This window comes from Pseudooceanicola nanhaiensis (genome assembly GCF_020171315.1).
GTDB classification, from domain to species: domain Bacteria; phylum Pseudomonadota; class Alphaproteobacteria; order Rhodobacterales; family Rhodobacteraceae; genus Pseudooceanicola; species Pseudooceanicola nanhaiensis_A.
Map to the genome: position 1 here is coordinate 56,217 of NZ_JAIUZP010000009.1, position 17,084 is coordinate 73,300.

18 protein-coding genes are annotated in these 17,084 nt (G+C 68.3%); 9 read left to right on the forward strand and 9 right to left on the reverse strand.

Going from position 1 to position 17,084, the window contains the following annotated elements:
* Positions 1-149 precede the first annotated feature (149 nt).
* Positions 150-761: a LolA family protein gene (locus LCM32_RS15795; protein ID WP_224822055.1), complete on the forward strand. Its 612-nt coding sequence runs from the start codon at positions 150-152 to the stop codon at positions 759-761.
* A 73-nt stretch (positions 762-834) separates the two neighbouring features.
* Here the strand turns inward: LCM32_RS15795 and LCM32_RS15800 are convergent, their stop codons facing one another.
* Both LCM32_RS15800 and LCM32_RS15805 read right to left on the reverse strand, forming a co-directional pair.
* The gene (locus LCM32_RS15800; protein ID WP_224822056.1) at positions 835-1,425 is read right to left on the reverse strand and encodes a transglycosylase SLT domain-containing protein; all 591 of its coding nucleotides are present in this window, start codon (positions 1,423-1,425) and stop codon (positions 835-837) included.
* Between the two features lie 216 nt (positions 1,426-1,641).
* Positions 1,642-2,523 carry an AEC family transporter gene (locus LCM32_RS15805; protein WP_224822057.1) on the reverse strand — a complete coding sequence of 294 codons (882 nt, stop codon included), beginning with the start codon at positions 2,521-2,523 and terminating at the stop codon, positions 1,642-1,644.
* An 84-nt stretch (positions 2,524-2,607) separates the two neighbouring features.
* Between LCM32_RS15805 and hspQ the strand changes: the two genes are divergently transcribed.
* Positions 2,608-2,934 carry a heat shock protein HspQ gene (hspQ, locus tag LCM32_RS15810; protein WP_224822058.1) on the forward strand — a complete coding sequence of 109 codons (327 nt, stop codon included), beginning with the start codon at positions 2,608-2,610 and terminating at the stop codon, positions 2,932-2,934.
* Positions 2,935-3,006: 72 nt separating this feature from the next.
* Here hspQ and LCM32_RS15815 read toward each other — a convergent pair whose 3' ends face one another.
* The 3 genes from LCM32_RS15815 to dapE all read right to left on the reverse strand — a co-directional run bounded on the left by LCM32_RS15815 (position 3,007) and on the right by dapE (position 8,659).
* The gene (locus LCM32_RS15815; protein WP_224822059.1) at positions 3,007-4,551 is read right to left on the reverse strand and encodes a lytic murein transglycosylase; all 1,545 of its coding nucleotides are present in this window, start codon (positions 4,549-4,551) and stop codon (positions 3,007-3,009) included.
* Positions 4,552-4,838: 287 nt separating this feature from the next.
* Entirely contained in the window at positions 4,839-7,145 is a 2,307-nt protein-coding gene (gene rnr, locus LCM32_RS15820; protein WP_224822060.1) for a ribonuclease R, read from the reverse strand.
* Positions 7,146-7,483: 338 nt separating this feature from the next.
* Positions 7,484-8,659 carry a succinyl-diaminopimelate desuccinylase gene (dapE, locus tag LCM32_RS15825; RefSeq protein WP_224822061.1) on the reverse strand — a complete coding sequence of 392 codons (1,176 nt, stop codon included), beginning with the start codon at positions 8,657-8,659 and terminating at the stop codon, positions 7,484-7,486.
* A gap of 220 nt (positions 8,660-8,879) precedes the next feature.
* On the opposite strand from dapE, the gene LCM32_RS15830 reads away from it, so the two are divergent.
* The gene (locus LCM32_RS15830; protein ID WP_224822062.1) at positions 8,880-9,947 is read left to right on the forward strand and encodes a Hint domain-containing protein; all 1,068 of its coding nucleotides are present in this window, start codon (positions 8,880-8,882) and stop codon (positions 9,945-9,947) included.
* 75 nt (positions 9,948-10,022) lie between these two features.
* Here LCM32_RS15830 and LCM32_RS15835 read toward each other — a convergent pair whose 3' ends face one another.
* From LCM32_RS15835 to dapD, 3 genes are all read right to left on the reverse strand, one after another.
* On the reverse strand, positions 10,023-10,403 hold the full coding sequence (locus tag LCM32_RS15835) for a hypothetical protein (protein ID WP_224822063.1): 381 nt from the start codon (positions 10,401-10,403) through the stop codon (positions 10,023-10,025).
* A 205-nt stretch (positions 10,404-10,608) separates the two neighbouring features.
* Positions 10,609-10,860 (reverse strand): GlsB/YeaQ/YmgE family stress response membrane protein, encoded by a 252-nt coding sequence (locus LCM32_RS15840; RefSeq protein WP_224822064.1) that lies wholly within the window; start codon positions 10,858-10,860, stop codon positions 10,609-10,611.
* Between the two features lie 138 nt (positions 10,861-10,998).
* Complete coding sequence (dapD, locus tag LCM32_RS15845) at positions 10,999-11,826, reverse strand: 2,3,4,5-tetrahydropyridine-2,6-dicarboxylate N-succinyltransferase (protein WP_224822065.1); 828 nt, start codon at positions 11,824-11,826, stop codon at positions 10,999-11,001.
* A 141-nt stretch (positions 11,827-11,967) separates the two neighbouring features.
* Between dapD and LCM32_RS15850 the strand changes: the two genes are divergently transcribed.
* The gene (locus LCM32_RS15850) at positions 11,968-12,813 is read left to right on the forward strand and encodes a TIGR00730 family Rossman fold protein (protein WP_224822066.1); all 846 of its coding nucleotides are present in this window, start codon (positions 11,968-11,970) and stop codon (positions 12,811-12,813) included.
* A 33-nt stretch (positions 12,814-12,846) separates the two neighbouring features.
* Here LCM32_RS15850 and LCM32_RS15855 read toward each other — a convergent pair whose 3' ends face one another.
* Entirely contained in the window at positions 12,847-13,737 is an 891-nt protein-coding gene (locus LCM32_RS15855; RefSeq protein ID WP_224822067.1) for a LysR substrate-binding domain-containing protein, read from the reverse strand.
* Between the two features lie 101 nt (positions 13,738-13,838).
* On the opposite strand from LCM32_RS15855, the gene LCM32_RS15860 reads away from it, so the two are divergent.
* The 5 genes from LCM32_RS15860 (at position 13,839) to LCM32_RS15880 (ending at position 17,054) form a co-directional block, all read left to right on the forward strand.
* Positions 13,839-14,036 carry a hypothetical protein gene (locus LCM32_RS15860; RefSeq protein WP_224822068.1) on the forward strand — a complete coding sequence of 66 codons (198 nt, stop codon included), beginning with the start codon at positions 13,839-13,841 and terminating at the stop codon, positions 14,034-14,036.
* Positions 14,037-14,172: 136 nt separating this feature from the next.
* Positions 14,173-14,574, forward strand: coding sequence for a holo-ACP synthase (acpS, locus tag LCM32_RS15865; protein ID WP_224822069.1), 402 nt, complete (start codon positions 14,173-14,175; stop codon positions 14,572-14,574).
* A gap of 67 nt (positions 14,575-14,641) precedes the next feature.
* Complete coding sequence (gene lepB / locus LCM32_RS15870; RefSeq protein WP_224822070.1) at positions 14,642-15,481, forward strand: signal peptidase I; 840 nt, start codon at positions 14,642-14,644, stop codon at positions 15,479-15,481.
* Positions 15,478-16,164, forward strand: a complete 687-nt coding sequence (gene rnc / locus LCM32_RS15875; protein WP_224822071.1) for a ribonuclease III — start codon at positions 15,478-15,480, stop codon at positions 16,162-16,164. Before lepB ends, rnc begins: the two co-directional genes overlap by 4 nt.
* Entirely contained in the window at positions 16,161-17,054 is an 894-nt protein-coding gene (locus tag LCM32_RS15880) for a DMT family transporter (RefSeq protein ID WP_224822072.1), read from the forward strand. The genes rnc and LCM32_RS15880 overlap by 4 nt, the downstream gene beginning before the upstream one ends.
* Positions 17,055-17,084: the final 30 nt, after the last annotated feature.

Here is a 17,084-nt window from a genome sequence, read left to right on the forward strand (position 1 = left end):
CCGTGCCGGGCCAAGTCCCCCCGGAGGATTTATCGGAAAGAGGAAAGGGGAAGGGCGGACGTACGGGTGGCGGCCGCGTGGGGGAACCCTACGCAGATGTGTGCGTTGCTCCTCTGGTTCGTGAACGAAGGCGGGAGTAGATTGACCCCATGAAACGCAGAGAACTCATCGCCGGTGCGCTGGCCACACCCTTCGTCCTGAGTGCAGGGCGGCTGATGGCCGCGCCGGTGCCCCTGGGCGAGATTTCCACCTATCTGAACGGCATCAAGACCGCGCAGGCCCCCTTTACCCAGATCAACGACGACGGCTCGATCTCGACCGGCAAGCTCTACATCAAGCGGCCGGGGCGGGTGCGGTTCGAGTACGATCCGCCCAACGAGGCGCTGGTGATCGCGGGCGCGGGTGCCGTGAGCGTCTTTGATGGCCGGGGCGGGCAGGGCGAGACCTATCCGCTGTCGCGCACGCCGCTGTCGATCATCCTCGATGAGAAGGTGGACCTTGGCCGGGCGCGGATGGTGACCAACCACGAGAGCGACGGCACCTCCACCACGGTGACGGCGCAGGACCCGGACCATCCGGAATACGGCGATATCCGCCTCGTCTTCACCGGGGCGCCGGTGGAGCTGCGCCAGTGGGTGATCCGCAACGATGCGGGCGAGACCACCACCGTGGTCCTGGGCGGGCTTCAGACCGGCGTGCGGCTCTCCGACCAGATGTTCCTGGCAGACATGGTGCGGCCGCAGGGCGACCGGAACCGCTGAGGAGACAGGCCTCAGGATGTGCAAAGGGCCCCGCAGGGGCCCTTTTTCATGTCAGGGTGTCATCTTGGCCCGCTCAGCGGTAGCGCCAGCCGCAGTTGTTGAGCTGCGCCTCGTACTTGCGCGAGCGCTCCTGCACGTTGTTGGCGATCGCGATCAGCCAGGGCTTGGAGTTGTGGTTGCCCCGCGTATAGCCCGCGCGGCCCTCGTGATAGGCGAGGTACTGGTTGCGCGCGTCCCAGATCGGCACGCCCACCTTCTTGGTGGTCTCGTTCATGTACCAGCCCATGAAATCGGTCGCGTCGCGGATATCGTCACGCTTGGCCCGGCGGTTGCCGGAGGCGCGCTTGTAGTCATCCCACGTCCCGTCGAGCGCCTGGCTGTAGCCGTAGGCCGAGCTCTGCCGCCCCATGGGAATGATCCCGAGGGCGTATTTGTGCGGCGTACGCGCGTTGCCGATGAATTTGCTCTCCTGGTGCATGATGGCCATCTGCACGGAGACGGGAACGCCATAGCGGCGTTCGGCACCCTTGAAGGCGCGGAAATACTTGGGGCGCTCCTGCACGATGCTGCAGGCGTCATCGAGATTGTTGGGCGCCGAATACCGACCGCCACCGCAGGATGCCACCAGCATCACGATGAAAAGCGCGCGAAGAGTTCTGCTCATCTGCCTCTCGCTATGTCTTGTTTTGTTTTGATGGGATTTTAGCGGAAAGGCCCCACCGGGGAAATCACATTTCCGCAGGGTCGCAAGGGGCGTCCGAAGGCGTGGCAGCTTTGCACGCCTCCGGCCTGTATGAATGGCCCATATGAATGGTCTGTATCAATGGCCCGTGTCGGTGGCCCAGTCACGGGGGCGGATGCCGGACCGGGGGCGGCAGGGTCAGATCACGGCGGCAAGGATCAGCGGCAGGGCGATCACGGACAGCAGGGTCGAGGCGACCACCAGCGCCGCGACGCTTTCGGAATCCGCGCCGTATTTCTCGGCCAGCATGTAGGAGGTCACGGCAACGGGCATGGCCGCCTGCAGAACGAGGCAGGCAAAGGCGACGTCGTTCAGGCCGAAGGCCCGCCCGGTCACCCAGGCCACGGCAAAGCAGAGGATGTACTTGGCAATCGCCATCACCACCGCGCGGGTCATCCCCTTGGTGGTGAGCCGCGCAAGCGCCACGCCCAGCGTGATCAGCATCAGCGGGATCGCCATCTGGCCGGTCAGCCGCAGGGTGTTGGTCATGAACTCGGGCAGGGTCCAGCCTTGCCACAGGAAGATGCCGCCCAGAACCGTGCCCCAGAGCAGCGGCTCCTTGGCCGCATGCCACGGCTTGCCGCCGCCGGAGACGACCCAGATGCCGAAGGTGAAGGACCAGATCGCCATGACGGCAAAGACCACGACCGCATAGCCGAGCCCGGCCTGCCCGAAGGCAAAGAGCGCGATCGGCAGGCCCACGTTGCCGGTGTTGGAGAAAACTAGCGGCGCAAGCCACGTCCGCTGCGGCAGCTTCAGCACGTAGACCGCACCTGCGGCGGCCAGCGTGAGCACCGCGTAAAGCACGACGGAGGCGAGGGAGAGCGCGGTCAGGGCCGCGGGGTCGATCTCTGTCTCCATCAGCGCCACGAAGATCAGGCAGGGCACCGAAACGGTCATCGTCAGCTTGGTGACGAAGTTGATTCGATACTCGTGACCGGATTTGACCCAGACGTATCCGAAGGCTGCGAGCAGGAAGACGGGAGCGACGGTCTGGAGGACTGTCAGAACAAGGTTCACAAACTGTTTCTTTCGGTTTTTTGATGGCAGTTGGACAACCACCCGCCGTTCACGGTAGTAATGGGGTTAATGGGCTGCAAGATCATGATGACAACACGTGCGAAATATTCCCTGGGACAGGTGGTGCGCCATCGGAAACACCCGTTTCGCGGTGTGATTTTCGACGTCGACCCCCAGTTCAACAACACGGACGAATGGTATGCCGCCATTCCCGAGGAGAGTCGCCCGTCGAAGGAGCAGCCCTTCTACCACCTGCTGGCCGAGAACGAGCAGAGCTACTACGTGGCCTATGTCTCGGAGCAGAACCTCGTCGCGGATTACTCGGGCGAGCCGGTGGACCACCCCGATATTCCCGATCTCTTCGGTCCGTTCGAGGATGGCGCCTATCCGCTGCACTTCCAGCTGAACTGAGCCTGCGACAGTCCGACGATGCGAAAAGCCGCCCCTTGGGGCGGCTTTCGTCTTTTTCGGACCCGGGCGCGGTCAGCGCCGCAGCCGTTCCAGCAGCGCCAGCGAGGCATAGCCGTCCGGCACGAGGCCGACGCTGGTCTGGAAGGACCGGATCGCGGCCTGCGTGTTCGGCCCGATGATGCCGTCGGGCGTACCGGCGCCATGTCCCTTGCGGCCCAGCAGGGCCTGCAGTTCCTTGCGCTCGTCCCGCTTGAGCCCGCGTTCGTCCTGGGGCCAGGACGCTACGAAGGGCCCCGCGCCGCCGATCCTGTCGCCCAGGTGCCCGACGCCGAGCGCATAGGCATCCGAGGGGTTGTAGCGGCGGATCACGTCGAAGTTCTTGAACACGAGGAAGGCCACGCCCTTGGCCCCCGCAGGCAGCAGGAGCCGGGCCGAGCCGAAGTCCGGCACGGGCTCTCCGGCCACATTGCGCACGCCGAGCGCGGCCCATTCCGAGGGCATCTTCTTGCGGCCATCGGCCTGTGCATAGTCGAAGCTGGCAGGCAGCCGCACCTCGACGCCCCAGGGCTGCCCCGCGATCCAGCCGAACCTGGCGAGGTAGTTGGCGGTGGAGGCTAGCGCATCGCTGGGGTTGTCATCCCAGATGTCGCGACGGCCGTCGCCGGTGAAGTCCACGGCATATTCGAGGTAGGAGGAGGGCATGAACTGCGTGTGGCCCATGGCCCCGGCCCAGCTGCCCTTCATCCGTTCCGGCGTGGTGTCGCCCGCGTCGAGGATCTTCAGCGCGTCGACCAGTTGCGCCTCGAAGAAGCTGGCGCGGCGGCCTTCGAAGGCCAGCGTGGCGAGCGAGGAGACCACGCCATTGCCGCCCCTGTAGGAGCCGAAGTTCGTCTCCATCCCCCAGACGGCGGCCACGATGTCACGGTCGACGCCATACTGGGCCTCGATCCGGGTCAGGGCGTCCTTGTGCTGTGCCACCGCCGCACGGCCATTGCTGACGCGGGTGTCCGAGACGGCGGTCGAGAGATAATCACCGATGGTCTTGGTGAATTCCGACTGGCTGCGGTCGAGCTCGATCACCTTGGGCAGGAATTCGGCCCGGGCAAAGGCGCGGTCGAAGGTGGCGGCGGAAATGCCCTGCGACAGCGCGCGGGGGCGGAAGCCCTGCACCCAGCGGTCGAAGCCCGCGGGGTTCGACACCGGCTGGGGCGCGGCCTCCTCCGGGACGCGGGTCGCGGGTGTCGCAAGGCTGAGCGTGGCGGGCCGGATGCGGGGGCGCAGGCTGCGCGCAGGGCTGCCGCTGTCGGCGCCGATCTCGGCCACAGCCGGTTGCGGGATGGCCGCGGGCGGGGTGGCGACGGGCGCAGGGGAGGTGCTGCGCGGGGCGCTTTCGATATCGGCAAGCGCAGCGGTGACCTGTGCCACGGTGGCGGCCACGAGGTCCACCTCGACACCCGCGGGCGGGGCGATCACATCCGGGCGCGCCATCGGGCGCAGGGACCGGTCGACCGATCCCGTGGTGGTCATGGTCTCGACCGATCCGGTCGCGCTCGTCGCTGCCACGGGCAGCGAGACCATGGGCAAAGAAATCAGTACGGCCGGGAAAATGCGTTTCATCGGGTGCCTGCTCGCCTTCATGACGTTTTCCGTATCCTAGCCGGAAACAGTGTGAATCGGAAGGATTGCGGCGCGACGCGGCGGGGAGACGCGGAAAACCGCCCCGGAGCGCCGCGCAAGAGGCAGGGCCACCCCCGGCGGCGGGCCTGCCGGGTCCTCTCGACCGGGCGCGGAAAATTCTTCGAAGAATTTTCCCAAGAATTTTCGAAAATTCTTGGTGCACGCCGGGGAGGGCGTGCGGGAGGTCGGCGGGGCGGCCCCTGCGAGGGGACCGCCGCCGTCCGGGATCAGCTCCGCCGGGTACGGGTGACCTTGCGCTTGGTCTTGGCGGTCTTCTTCTTCGCCTTGGCCAGCTTGCGCCGGGGCGAGGTGCCGGGGCGCTTGCGACCGGGCTTGAAGCCGCCCTTGCGGCCCTGCGATCCGCCGCCGCCGGGCATCTCCTTGTCCTCGAGCGTGATCAGCTCCAGCTCCAGCCCGCCGGTGACGGGGGCGGCCTGCACCAGCTTGACCATGACCCGTTGGCCGGGCGTGATCACCACGCCGCTGTCGGCGCCCATGAGGGTCATCTCCTCGCGGTCGTGGTGGAAGTATTCGCGCCCAAGCGAACGGATCGGGATCAGACCGTCGGCGCCGGTCTCGTCCAGCCGGACGAAGGCGCCGAAGCGCGCCACGCCCGAGATCCGGCCCGGGAACTCGCTGCCCACCCGTTCCGAGAGATAGGCGGCGAGGTAGCGGTCGGTCGTGTCCCGCTCGGCCATCATCGAGCGGCGCTCGGTCTCGGAGATATGGGCGGCGGTGTCTTCCAGCCGCTCCACGTCCTCTTCCTTCAGCCCGTCATCGCCCCACTTGTGCGAGGAGATCAGCGCCCGGTGCACGATCAGGTCGGAATAACGCCGGATCGGCGAGGTGAAATGCGCGTAATTCGCCAGCGCCAGCCCGAAGTGGCCGAAGTTCACCGGCGAGTAATAGGCCTGCGTCATCGACCGCAGGGTCGACATGTTGATCAGCTCTGCCTGTTCGGTGCCGGCGGCGGCGTTCAGCAGGTCGTTCAGGTGCCGGGTGCGGAGCACCTGCCCCTTGGCGAGGGTGAAGCCCGCCGCCTGCGCGGTCTCGCGCAGGGCTTCCAGCTTCTCGGCCGGCGGCTCCTCGTGGACGCGGAACAGCAGGGGCGACTTCTTGGCGATCAGCGTCTCGGCGGCAGCGACGTTGGCGAGGATCATGAACTCCTCGATCAGCCGGTGCGCGTCGAGCCGGTCGCGGAAGTTGACCGAGGTGACCTCGCCCTCCTCGCTCAGCACGATGCGCCGTTCCGGCAGGTCGAGGTCGAGCGGCTGGCGCTCTTGCCGGGCGCTGCGCAGGGCGGCATAGGCGCCGTAGAGCGGCTTGATCACATCCTCGAGCAGCGGGCCGGTGCGGTCGTTGGTCTGGCCGTCCATGGCGGCCTGCACCTCGGCGTAATGCAGCGAGGCGACCGAGCGGATCAGCACCCGGTGGAAATCATGGCCGATCTTGTGGCCCTGCGCGGTGATCCGCATCCGCACGGCGATGGAGGCGCGTGGCACGCCCTCGTGGAGCGAGCAGAGATCGCCCGACAGCCGGTCGGGCAGCATCGGCACGACGCGGTCGGGGAAATAGGTGGAATTGCCGCGCTTTCGCGCCTCGCGGTCGAGGGCGGAGCCAGTCTGCACGTAATGCGCCACATCGGCGATGGCGACCCAGATCACCCAGCCGTCGCGGTTGTCCTCGGCACTGTCGGCCTCGACATAGCAGGCGTCGTCATGGTCGCGCGCATCGGAGGGGTCGATGGTGACGAAGGGCATCTCGCGCAGGTCCTCGCGGCCCGAGAGGCCCGCGGGTTTCATGCCATCGGCCTCTTCCACGACGCGGTCGGGGAAGGCATCGGGGATGCCGTGCTGGTGGATCGCGATGAGCGAGACGGCGCGCGGCGCCGTGGGATCGCCGAGACGCGCCACGACGCGGGCGCGCGGCAGCCCCATGCGGGAGCGCGGCCCGGCCTGTTCGGCCTCGATCAGCTCTCCGTCCTTCGCGCCGTGGATGGCGCCCGGCGGCACCAGCCATTCGAGGTCCGCGCCCTTGTCGATGGGCACGATGCGCCCGCCCTCGGCGGTCTTGCGGAAGATGCCGAGGATGCGGCGCGGGTTGGTGCCGATCTTGCGGATCAGGCGCGCGTCATACTGGTGATCGCCGACGCGCTCGTCCTCCTCCAGCAGGGTGAGGCGGGCGAGGATGCGGTCGCCGGGCCCGAGTGCCGGATCGGAATTGCGCAGGAGCACGTGGATCTCGGGCTCCGGCCCTTCGCCTTCCCACTCCAGCGGGCGGGCGGTGAGGTCGCCGTCATCGGTCGTCTCGCCCACGAGGAGGACGGAGACCGGCGGCAGCCGGTCGGGATCGCGGTAGGTCTTCTTGCGCTTCTCCAGCAGGCCTTCGTCCTCCAGCTCCTTCAGCAGGCGCTTGAGGTCGATCCGGGCGGCGCCCTTGATGCCGAAGGCCTTGGCGATGTCGCGCTTGGCCGTCTGGGTCGGGTTGTCCGAGATGAACTTGAGGATCTCGGCCTTGCTGGGGATATCTGTCATGCGCCAGCGGTAGCACGGGGCGGGGAGGCGCGGAAGAGGGCGCGCGCGGGCGCGGTCGAGGCGGGGCTGACAGGGGTGGGCGCTGGGGGGCTCCGGGGAGAGCCGCGTGGCCTTGGGCGCGCGTGACCGGATGGCCGCCTGCGGCGACACGATGCCCGGCCGCGCGGGACGCGCGCGGCCCGACAGTCACGCCCGTGCCGGGCGTGGGCCCCGCCCGTGCCGGGCAGGGCCGGGGGGCTGTCTGCCCCCCTTGGCCCGCGGAGCGGGCCAATCCCCCCGAGAGTGTTTGGGGAAAGATGAAGAGGGGCGGCCGGGATCAGGCGGCCCACCCCTTCGGGTCAGGCGAAGTAGTCAGCGAGGATGCGGCTGTAGATCCGCTTGAGCTGGGTGATCTGCTCGGTCTCGATCCGCTCGTCGACCTGGTGCATCGTCTTGCCGACGAGGCCGAATTCCACCACCGGGCAATGGTGCTGGACGAAGCGCGCGTCCGAGGTGCCGCCGGAGGTGGAAAGCTCGGGGGTGACGCCGGTCTCGGCGGTGACGGATTTCGCGATCAGCTCCGACAGCGGGCCCGGCGGGGTCAGGAAGGCCTCGCCGGAGATCTTGACCTCCATCTCGACCTTCACGCCGAAGGCGGTGGCGATCTGCTGGGCCTCACGCTGCATCCAGGCCGAGAGGCTGGCCCCGGTGTGGGTGTCGTTGAACCGCACGTTCACCGTCGAGCGGCACTGCGCCGGGATCACGTTGGTGGCCGGGTTGCCGGTGTCGATGGTCACCACGGCGAGGGTGGAGGCATCGAAGTGGTCGGTGCCTTCGTCCAGCGTTTCGGAGGCGAGGCGATCCATCAGCCGCGCCATGGCGGGCAGCGGGTTCAGCGCCCGGTGCGGATAGGCGGAATGGCCTTGCTTGCCGGTCACCGTGAAATGCGCGTTCATCGAGCCGCGGCGGCCGATCTTCATCATGTCGCCCATCACCTCGGGGCAGGTCGGCTCACCCACGAGGCAGTCGGTCATCGCCTCGCCATTGTCCTGCATCCAGTCGAGCAGCGCCGTGGTGCCGTCGAGCGCCGGGCCTTCCTCGTCGCCCGTCAGGGTGAGGATCACCGCGCCGTCAGGGGGCGTCGTCTGGACGAAGTCGATGGCGGCGGCCACGAAGGCGGCCACGCCGGATTTCATGTCGGTCGCACCGCGGCCCCAGAGCACGCCCTCCGCGTCGATGTCCCCGGAGAAGGGGCCATGGGTCCAGGCCGCCTCGTCTCCCACGGGCACCACGTCGGTGTGGCCGTTGAAGCCGAAGCTGCGGTTCGCGCCCTTCAGGCCCCAACGGGCGAAGAGGTTGGAGGTGCCGTTGCGGTCGACCCGGGTGCAGGTGAACCCTGCCTCGGTCAGCATCCCTTCGAGCAGCGTCAGGGCGCCGCCTTCATCGGGGGTGACGGACGGGCAGCGGATCAGCGCCTGGGTCAGGGCGACGGGATCGGTTTCGGCCCCAGCGGGGGACCGGGCATCAACGGGCATCGAGCCTCTCCTTCGGGTGGCGCCCGCATGAGGGGCGGGCGGGGCGGAGACCATGACAATTGTGCGACGCTGTCAAGCGGGCAGAGACCGTGCAAAGCTGGGGTTTCCGTGGCTGGATAGTGCATCATTCGGTGCAAGTGCCTGTTTCCGCCCGGTGAATTCGCTGTATATAGGGGGAGAGGTGGCGCAGACCGCCAAATCTGTTGCAGGACGAGGGCGCATGGGCTGGTTGGCCGTTTCACCGCTGGACGAGGGGCTGGACAGCCCCCTCTTGCGGGCGGACCTGCCACAGGTGCTGGCCTCGGGGAGCCTCGTGCTGGAGGCGACCTTCCGTCCCGGCAGCGGGGGCGCGCGACTATTTTCCCTCAAGCACAAGCGGCCATGGACCGGCGGGCTGGACATCCGGCTTCTGCCCGGGGCCCGCGTGGCGCTGCGCCTGTCGCAGGAACGGCGCAGCTGGGACGCGGAAGTGGCCCTGCCCGACGCGGAGCGGGAGGAGATGCTGCGGCTTACCTACCTGTGGCATGCCCCGGCGCGGATGGGGCGGCTCTGGGTCGAGCGGCCCGACCGGGACCTGCCGGCACTCTGCGTGGACATCGCGGGCCCCCCGCCACTGCCGACCCTCGCGCTGACGGAGGAGGTGGCGGGCCTGCGCGGCCATGCCCTTGGCGGGCGCACGGACTGGGCCGCGCTGTCGGACCGGGTGGAGCCTGTGGGCCCGATGCCGCTGCTGACCAATCTCGTGCCGGTGGAGATGGCGGATGGCCAGCTGCGCCAGCTGGACCGGCTGAAGCTGGGCGACCTCGTGCGTACGGCGCAAGGCGGCGTCGCCCCGGTGCTGGGGCTGCTGTCCCATAGCCTGCCCGCGCGCGGCCGGTTCCGGCCCCTCGTTCTGCGCCGGCCCTACCTCGGACTGCAACGCGACATCGTTGTCGGCGCGGGCCAGCGGCTGGAAAGTGCGGGCGCCGCGGTGGATTACCTCTTTGGCTGTGAAAGCGTGCTGGTGGAGGCGCGGCACATGCTGCATGGCGCGGCGGCGCTGCCCGCGCCTGCGCAGGCGCTGGTGCGGTACTGGCAGGTGCTGCTGCCGGCCCGCGAGGCGCTGGCGAGTGCTGGCATCGGGCTGGAAAGCCTTGCCATCGGGCGGATGCGGATGCGCAAGGCGCAGTGGTCGGCGAGCCTGCTTGCAGGCATGCCGCGCGGGCGGCTGCCGGATCACGGATCAGTGGCCAAGCGGGTTCTGGACCGGCACGAGGCGGTCACGCTGGCGGCGCAGCGGGTGGCGTGAGCCAGCGGAGGGGGGGGCTGAGCCGGGCGCGGTCAGGCTGGCGGCCTCATCTCCCGGGACGGCGGTGGGACGCGGTCAGTTCGGCGCGTCGTCCTCGTCACCCATCGATTCCTCGCCGTGGTAGAACGGCGTCATCTGCGCCACGATCACCGCGTTCTCATCCAGCGCGCGCTGCATCAGCTCGCGCTCGTCGGCGTCGATCTCGTGATCCTGCGCGATCCGGTCGTCGAGCGTGCCATAGCCGGTGACGTCGAGCGGGTTCAGGTCGGCCTGCTTCAGCACCGCAACCGTTTCGCGCACGGCCTCGGCCTCGTCCACGCCGGAGGCATAGCAGAGCAGCCCGGCACCGGTGGCCTTCTCCGGCAGCCCGTCGCCGTCGCGGCGGCCGACCTGCACCAGCAGCGTATAGACCTGCTGACGGGAGGGCTTCTTGGGTTTCTTGGTCTCGCCGGACATTGTTTTACCCTCTTTTCCCGATGGCTGGACCCCGCGCAGGCGGGGCCGGGAGTGGCTGTCTTCCGGAGGTCTCAGAATTGCGGGCGGCTGTAAAGGGGGCGGGCAGGGCGGAATGCGAAAACGGGGCGCCAGAAGGCGCCCCGTTTCGGGTCCTGTGTCGAGCGGTGAGGCGGGGCTCCGGTCTCCGCTCAGGCTCAGGCCCCGATCAGGCCCGGCGCAGCATCCGGTAGCCCGCGATCAGCAGGCAGGCGCCGATGATCCCGATGATCAGCTGGCCGACGACGCCGCCGAGCGTGCTGCCGACGATGGCGAGCAGCAGGAAGTTCAGCACCACCGCGCCGATGATCCCCAGCACGATGTTGGTCAGCAGCCCGTGATCGGCCCGCATGAGTTTTTCCGCGATCCAGCCCGCGAGGGCACCGACGATGATGGCGGCAAGCCAGCCCAGTCCTTGCATCTCGTATCCTTTCCGTTTGGTTGCCGGAACAACGGAAAAAGGGGGCTTCGGGTTCCCGACGGTCTTCGAAAGGGCCGCAAGAACGCGAAAGGGGCGCAGCCTGCGCCGCGCCCCTTCCCGATCAGAGATGATCCGCGATCAGTCGCGCAGCAGCTCGTTCACGCCGGTTTTCGAGCGGGTCCGCTCGTCCACGCGCTTCACGATGACGGCGCAGTAGAGGTTCACGCCGTTCTTCGAGGGCATGGTGCCCGCGACGACCACCGAGTAGGGCGGCACTTCGCCGTAGGAGACGGTGCCGGTCTCGCGGTCGACGATCTTGGTCGACTGGCCGAGGAAGACGCCCATGCCGAGGACCGAGCCCTCGCGCACGATCACGCCTTCGGCCACTTCCGAGCGCGCACCGACGAAGCAGTTGTCCTCGATGATGACGGGGCCGGCCTGCAGGGGCTCCAGCACGCCGCCGATGCCTGCGCCGCCGGAGATGTGGCAGTTCTTGCCGATCTGCGCGCAGGAGCCGACGGTGGCCCAGGTGTCAACCATGGTGCCGCTGTCGACATAGGCGCCGAGGTTCACGAAGGAGGGCATCAGCACCGCGCCGGGCGCGATGAAGGCCGACTTGCGGACCACGCAGTTGGGAACGGCGCGGAAGCCCGCGGCTTTCCACTGGTTGTCGCCCCAGCCCTTGAACTTGCTGTCGACCTTGTCCCACCAGCCGGAGCCCTGCGGGCCGCCGTCCTGCTGTTCCATGTCCTTGATCCGGAAACCGAGGAGCACGGCCTTCTTGGCCCACTGGTTCACCTTCCAGTTGCCGTCGGCCTGTTTCTCGGCCACGCGGAGCTGACCGCTGTCGAGCGCGTTCAGCGTGTCCTCGATGGCCTCGCGGGTTTCGCCTTTGGTGGCGGAGGTGATCGTGTCGCGGGCGTCCCACGCGGCTTCGATGGCGGTTTCCAGAACCTTGGTATCCATAGTGCTCCTCGTCTGCATGTCTTGCGCTTGGCGACGGTCATAGCAGATCGCGGGGAGGGTGCAATTGCGCAGGGGAAAGCAGGAGGAACTGGCCGAGCGTCCCGCGCCGGGCTAGGTTGAGGGCAAAGAAGGAGAGAGCGGATGAGTGACGACCGCCACAGCCGGTTCCGTGATGCCGGTTCCGACTACGAAGCCGCGCAAGAGGCACGCGGCACCGAGCAGACCCAGAGCCCGTCCTACCGGCTGGCCTATGCCGACGAGGACTTCCTGCTGCGCGACGAGCTGCGCCCCGTGCGCCTGCAGCTGGAACTGCTGAAACCCCAGATGATCCTCGACGAGCGCAAGGTGGAATCGACCATCGTGCTCTTCGGCGGCGCCCGTATCCCGCGCCCCGAAAGCGCCGCCGAGGCACGCACCCCGCGTCTGGCGGAACTCTCGGGCCAGTACGAGGAGGCGCGCCGCTTTGCCCGCATGGTGACGGAACGCTCGCTGGCGGGCGGCTGTCAGCATGACGTGATCTGCACCGGCGGCGGTCCCGGCGTGATGGAGGCCGGCAACCGCGGCGCGGCCGAGGCAGGGGGCTGTTCCATCGGCCTTTCCATCGTGCTGCCCCATGAGCAGGTGCCGAACGCCTATGTGACGCCCGAGCTGACGTTCAACTTCCACTACTTCGCCATCCGCAAGATGCACTTCCTGATGCGGGCCAAGGCGATCTGCGTCTTCCCCGGCGGCTTCGGCACGCTGGACGAACTCTTCGAGAGCCTCGTGCTGATCCAGACCGGCCGGATGGAACAGGTGCCGGTGCTGCTCTTCGGGCGCTCCTTCTGGGAGGAGGTCGTGAACTGGCAGGCGCTGGCCGATGCGGGCACGATCTCGCAGGAGGATCTCAAGCTCTTCCGCTTCGTCGAGACCGCCGAGGAGGCGCTGGAGGCGATGGACAGCTGGGAAGGCGCCGGGACCAAGCGGGCGCGCATCCCGGGGCGCTGACACCTGCGCGGGGCGGCGTCCGTCCCGAAAGGATCAGCCCATGCCCGAGGCGGCGAGCGCCCCCTTGAGCCATGTTCGAAACTGCCGCTGCGGAGTGGAGAGAGACCGCTCCGCCGCGGACACCAGCCAGTAGCTCAGCCCGGTGGGGTGATAGCGCGGGATCGGCGCGCTGATCTGCCCGCGCTCCAGCGCATCGTGGCAGAGCGTCTCGAAGGCTAGCAGCACGCCCTCGCCCGCCATCGCGGCGTCGAGACCCAGAGAGGCCTCGTTGAAGACCGGCCCCTCGCCGAGGATCGCGGGGCTCTCGCCTTCCGGGCCCAGCCAGACATCCCAGTCGAACATCGCCCGCGCATCGCGGATGATCGGCACCTTGCCGAAATCGGCGGGCGCCTTGATCCTGGCGGCCCAGTCGGCATTGCAGACCGGGATCACCAGCTGGTCCAGCAGGTGGTCGGCGGTCAGCCCGGGGTAGGGGCCGCGCCCGATGCGGATCGCGAAATCCACGTCGCCCGCGTTGGGATCGACCAGCGTCACGTCGGAATCGAGCCGCACCTTGATCTCGGGGTGGGCGCGGGTGAATTCCGGCAGGCGCCAGATCAGCCAGCGGGCGGCAAAGATCGGCGCCACGGAAATGGTGAGGATCTGCGCCCGGTCCCGCCGCGTCAGCTCCACCGCCGCCGCGATCCGCCCGAAGCCGTCCGAGAGCAGGCGCATCACGTCCTCCGCGCCCGGCATCACCTGCAGGCCGCCGGGCGCCCGCTCGAACAGCTGCCGACCAAGCGCGGCCTCCGTCCGGGCGACCTGCTGGCTGACCGCCCCGGTCGAGACGCCCAGCTCCGCCGCGGCGGCTCGCAGGCTGCCCAGCCGGGCCACCGCCTCGACCGCGCGCAATCCGTTCAGGGGGGCATTCCGCAAGCTGTCCATTTTAGAAAAACTAAACAGGATTTCAGCTCTTGGCCAGTTTTAAGGCGTGCGGGGCTGCCCCATATTGCCAATATCTGAAACCAGAACAGAAGGAGAAGACCATGACAAACTGGTTCAAGACGTTCTTTGCCGCCCCGGCCCGCCCGGACGGGCATCGCGGAGATCCCTTTGCGGACCCGCAGATCGCCCGGATGAGCCACCGGGATCTGGCAGATCTGCCGCTCACCCCGCCGCCGGCCCCGGGCCGTGCCGCGGAGACGGCGGCACGCTGCGCGCACCCGCGCGCGCAACGGGCCTGAAGAGGGCCCGAAACGGGTCCCACACAGGCCCACACGGGTCTGACACGGGCCACATACGGGCCCGGGCCATCGCCTCCCCCCTGACAATCGCACTTCGGCGCGGTAAGCGGGGCGGGACCAGCGAAAGGGCCCTCACATGATCCTCGGCATCGGCAGCGACCTTGCGAACATCGACCGGATCGGCGGCACGCTGGCCCGTTTCGGCGACAGGTTCCGTGCGCGTGTCTTCACCGAGGAGGAGCGCCAGCGCTCCGACCGCCTCGCCGATCCGGTGGCCAGCTATGCCAAGCGGTGGGCCGCCAAGGAGGCCTGTTCCAAGGCGCTCGGCACCGGGCTGGCCATGGGCATCTCCTGGCGCGACATGAGCGTGACCAACATGGCGAGCGGACAGCCCGTGATGCATCTGACCGGCTGGGCCGCCGAACGGCTGGCCGGGATGACGCCTGCGGGCCATATCCCGCATGTTCACGTGACTTTGACCGATGATGCCCCCTGGGCGCAGGCCTTCGTGGTGATCGAGGCCCGCCCGGCGGCCTGACGACGCCTTGACACCATTGTGCCCGCCCCGCATGAAGCCCCGGACGGCTAAGCAAAGAGGCAGGCACATGGCTTCCAAGGACGGCTCGGGCAACGCGATCTGGGAAACGGTCAAGACGATCTTCTGGGCTCTGATCATCGCGGGGCTCTTCCGCACGATCCTGTTCCAGCCTTTCTGGATCCCTTCGGGGTCCATGAAGGACACGTTGCTGATCGGTGACTTCCTCTTCGTGAACAAGATGGCCTATGGGTATTCCTACGCCTCCTGCCCCACGATCCGCATCGCCTCGCTGGGGCTGGAAGTGGACGCCAAGGACATCTGTGGCTTCCTCGACGGTGACAACACCCGCCTGCTGGGCAGCGAGCCCGAGCGCGGCGACGTGGTGGTCTTCCGCCACCCGGTGACCGGACAGGATTACATCAAGCGGCTGATCGGCCTGCCGGGCGACAAGATCCAGGTCCGCGACAGCGTGCTCTACATCAACGACGAGGCCGTGGGCCTCGAAGATGCGGGCAACTTCTCCGAGGTCTACGAGCGTCAGGGGCCGGAAGGCCGCTATCCGCGCTGCGAGAACGGCCCGGTGGGCGAGGGGGCGGAATGCCTCAAGTCCCGCCAGACCGAGACGCTGCCGGGCGGAACCTCCCACGACATCCTCAACATCGGCTTCCAGCCGCGCGCGGATGACACCGATGTCTTCACCGTGCCCGAGGGCCACTATTTCATGATGGGCGACAACCGCGACAACTCGACGGACTCGCGCTTCTCGCAGATGGCCGGCGGCGTCGGTATGGTGCCCTTCGAGAACATCATCGGTCGCGCCGACCGGATCATGTTCTCCTCGGCCGGGCGCTCGATGCTCTTCTTCTGGACCTGGCGCGGCGACCGGTTCTTCAAGGCGATCGAGTGAAACTCTCTGCGGAACTGAAGGCCTTCCAGGGCCGGATCGGGCATACCTTCTCCCAGCCCGAACTGCTGGCGCGCGCGGTGACCCATTCCTCGATGGCCTCGGTTCATCGGGATGACAACCAGCGGCTGGAATTCCTCGGTGACCGGGTGCTGGGCCTCGTCATGGCGCAGGCCCTGCTGGAGGGCGATCGCGCCGCCTCCGAGGGGCAGCTCGCGCCGCGGTTCAATGCGCTCGTGCGCAAGGAAACCTGTGCCGATGTGGCGCGCGAGGTCGACCTCGGCGCGGTGCTGCGGCTGGGACGGTCCGAGATGATGTCGGGCGGGCGGCGCAAGCTGGCCCTGCTGGGCGACGGGATGGAGGCGGTGATCGCCGCCGTCTACCTCGACGGGGGCTTCGACGTGGCGCAGGCGATGATCCTGCGGCTCTGGGGCGACCGGATCGGCAAGGTCGAGGCAGACGCCCGCGATCCCAAGACAGCGCTGCAGGAATGGGCGCAGGCCCGTGGGCTGCAACCGCCGACCTATGTCGAGACCGCCCGGCGCGGCCCCGACCATGCGCCGGTCTTCACCATCGAGGCGCGGCTCGAGAACGGCGAGACCGAATCCTCCACCGCCGCGTCAAAGCGCAAGGCGGAACAGGCGGCGGCCAAGGCCCTGCTGGACCGGCTCGAGGGCGGGGCTTGAGCGCCAACGCCCGCGGCGCGCTCTTCATGGTTCTGGCCATGATGGCCTTCGCCGGAGAGGACGCCTTCTACAAACATGTGACCGCCAGCCTGCCGCCGGGCTTTGCGCTGCTGCTCTTCGGGCTGGCGGGGCTGGTGATTTTCTCGGGCCTTGCGCTGCGGGCCGGGCAGGCGCCGTTGCACCCGGCTGCCTTCTCGAAACCGCTGCTGATCCGCTCCGGCTTCGAGACGGCGGGCCGGCTCTTCTTCGCGCTCAGCCTTGCCTACACGCCGCTCTCCACCACCTCGGCCATCCTGCAGGCGACGCCGCTGGTGGTGACGGCAGGGGCCGCGCTTCTGCTGGGCGAACAGGTCGGACCCCGGCGCTGGATCGCCATGTCGGTGGGCTTCCTCGGTGTGCTGCTGATCCTGCGCCCCACGCCCGAAGCCTTCCGCGCCGACGTGATCCTTGCGGTGATCGCCATGGTGGGCTTCGCGGGCCGCGACCTTGCCACCCGCACCAGCCCGCCGGCGGTGTCGCGCTGGCAGTTGGGGGTGCTGGGCTTCGGCGTCGTCGCCTTCTCCGGCGCGGCGCTGATGCTGATCGACCCGGCCCCGCCGCGGATGCCCAATGGCGAGACGCTGCTGTCGCTGGCGCTGACCGCCGCCTTCGGGGTGACGGCCTATACGCTGCTGACGCAGGCGATGCGCACCGGCGAGATCTCGGTCGTGGCGCCGTTCCGCTATTCGCGGCTGCTGGTCGCCCTCGTCATCGCCATCGTCTTCTTCGGCGAACGGCCCGATCTGTGGACCCTTGCGGGGGCCGTTCTGATCGTCGGCAGCGGGATTTACACCCTCCTGCGGGGCGCCCGCGTGCAGAGGACCGCAGACAGGGCTGGCCGCGCAGGTTAAACTGCCCTATGAGGCCCGCCAGCCAACAAA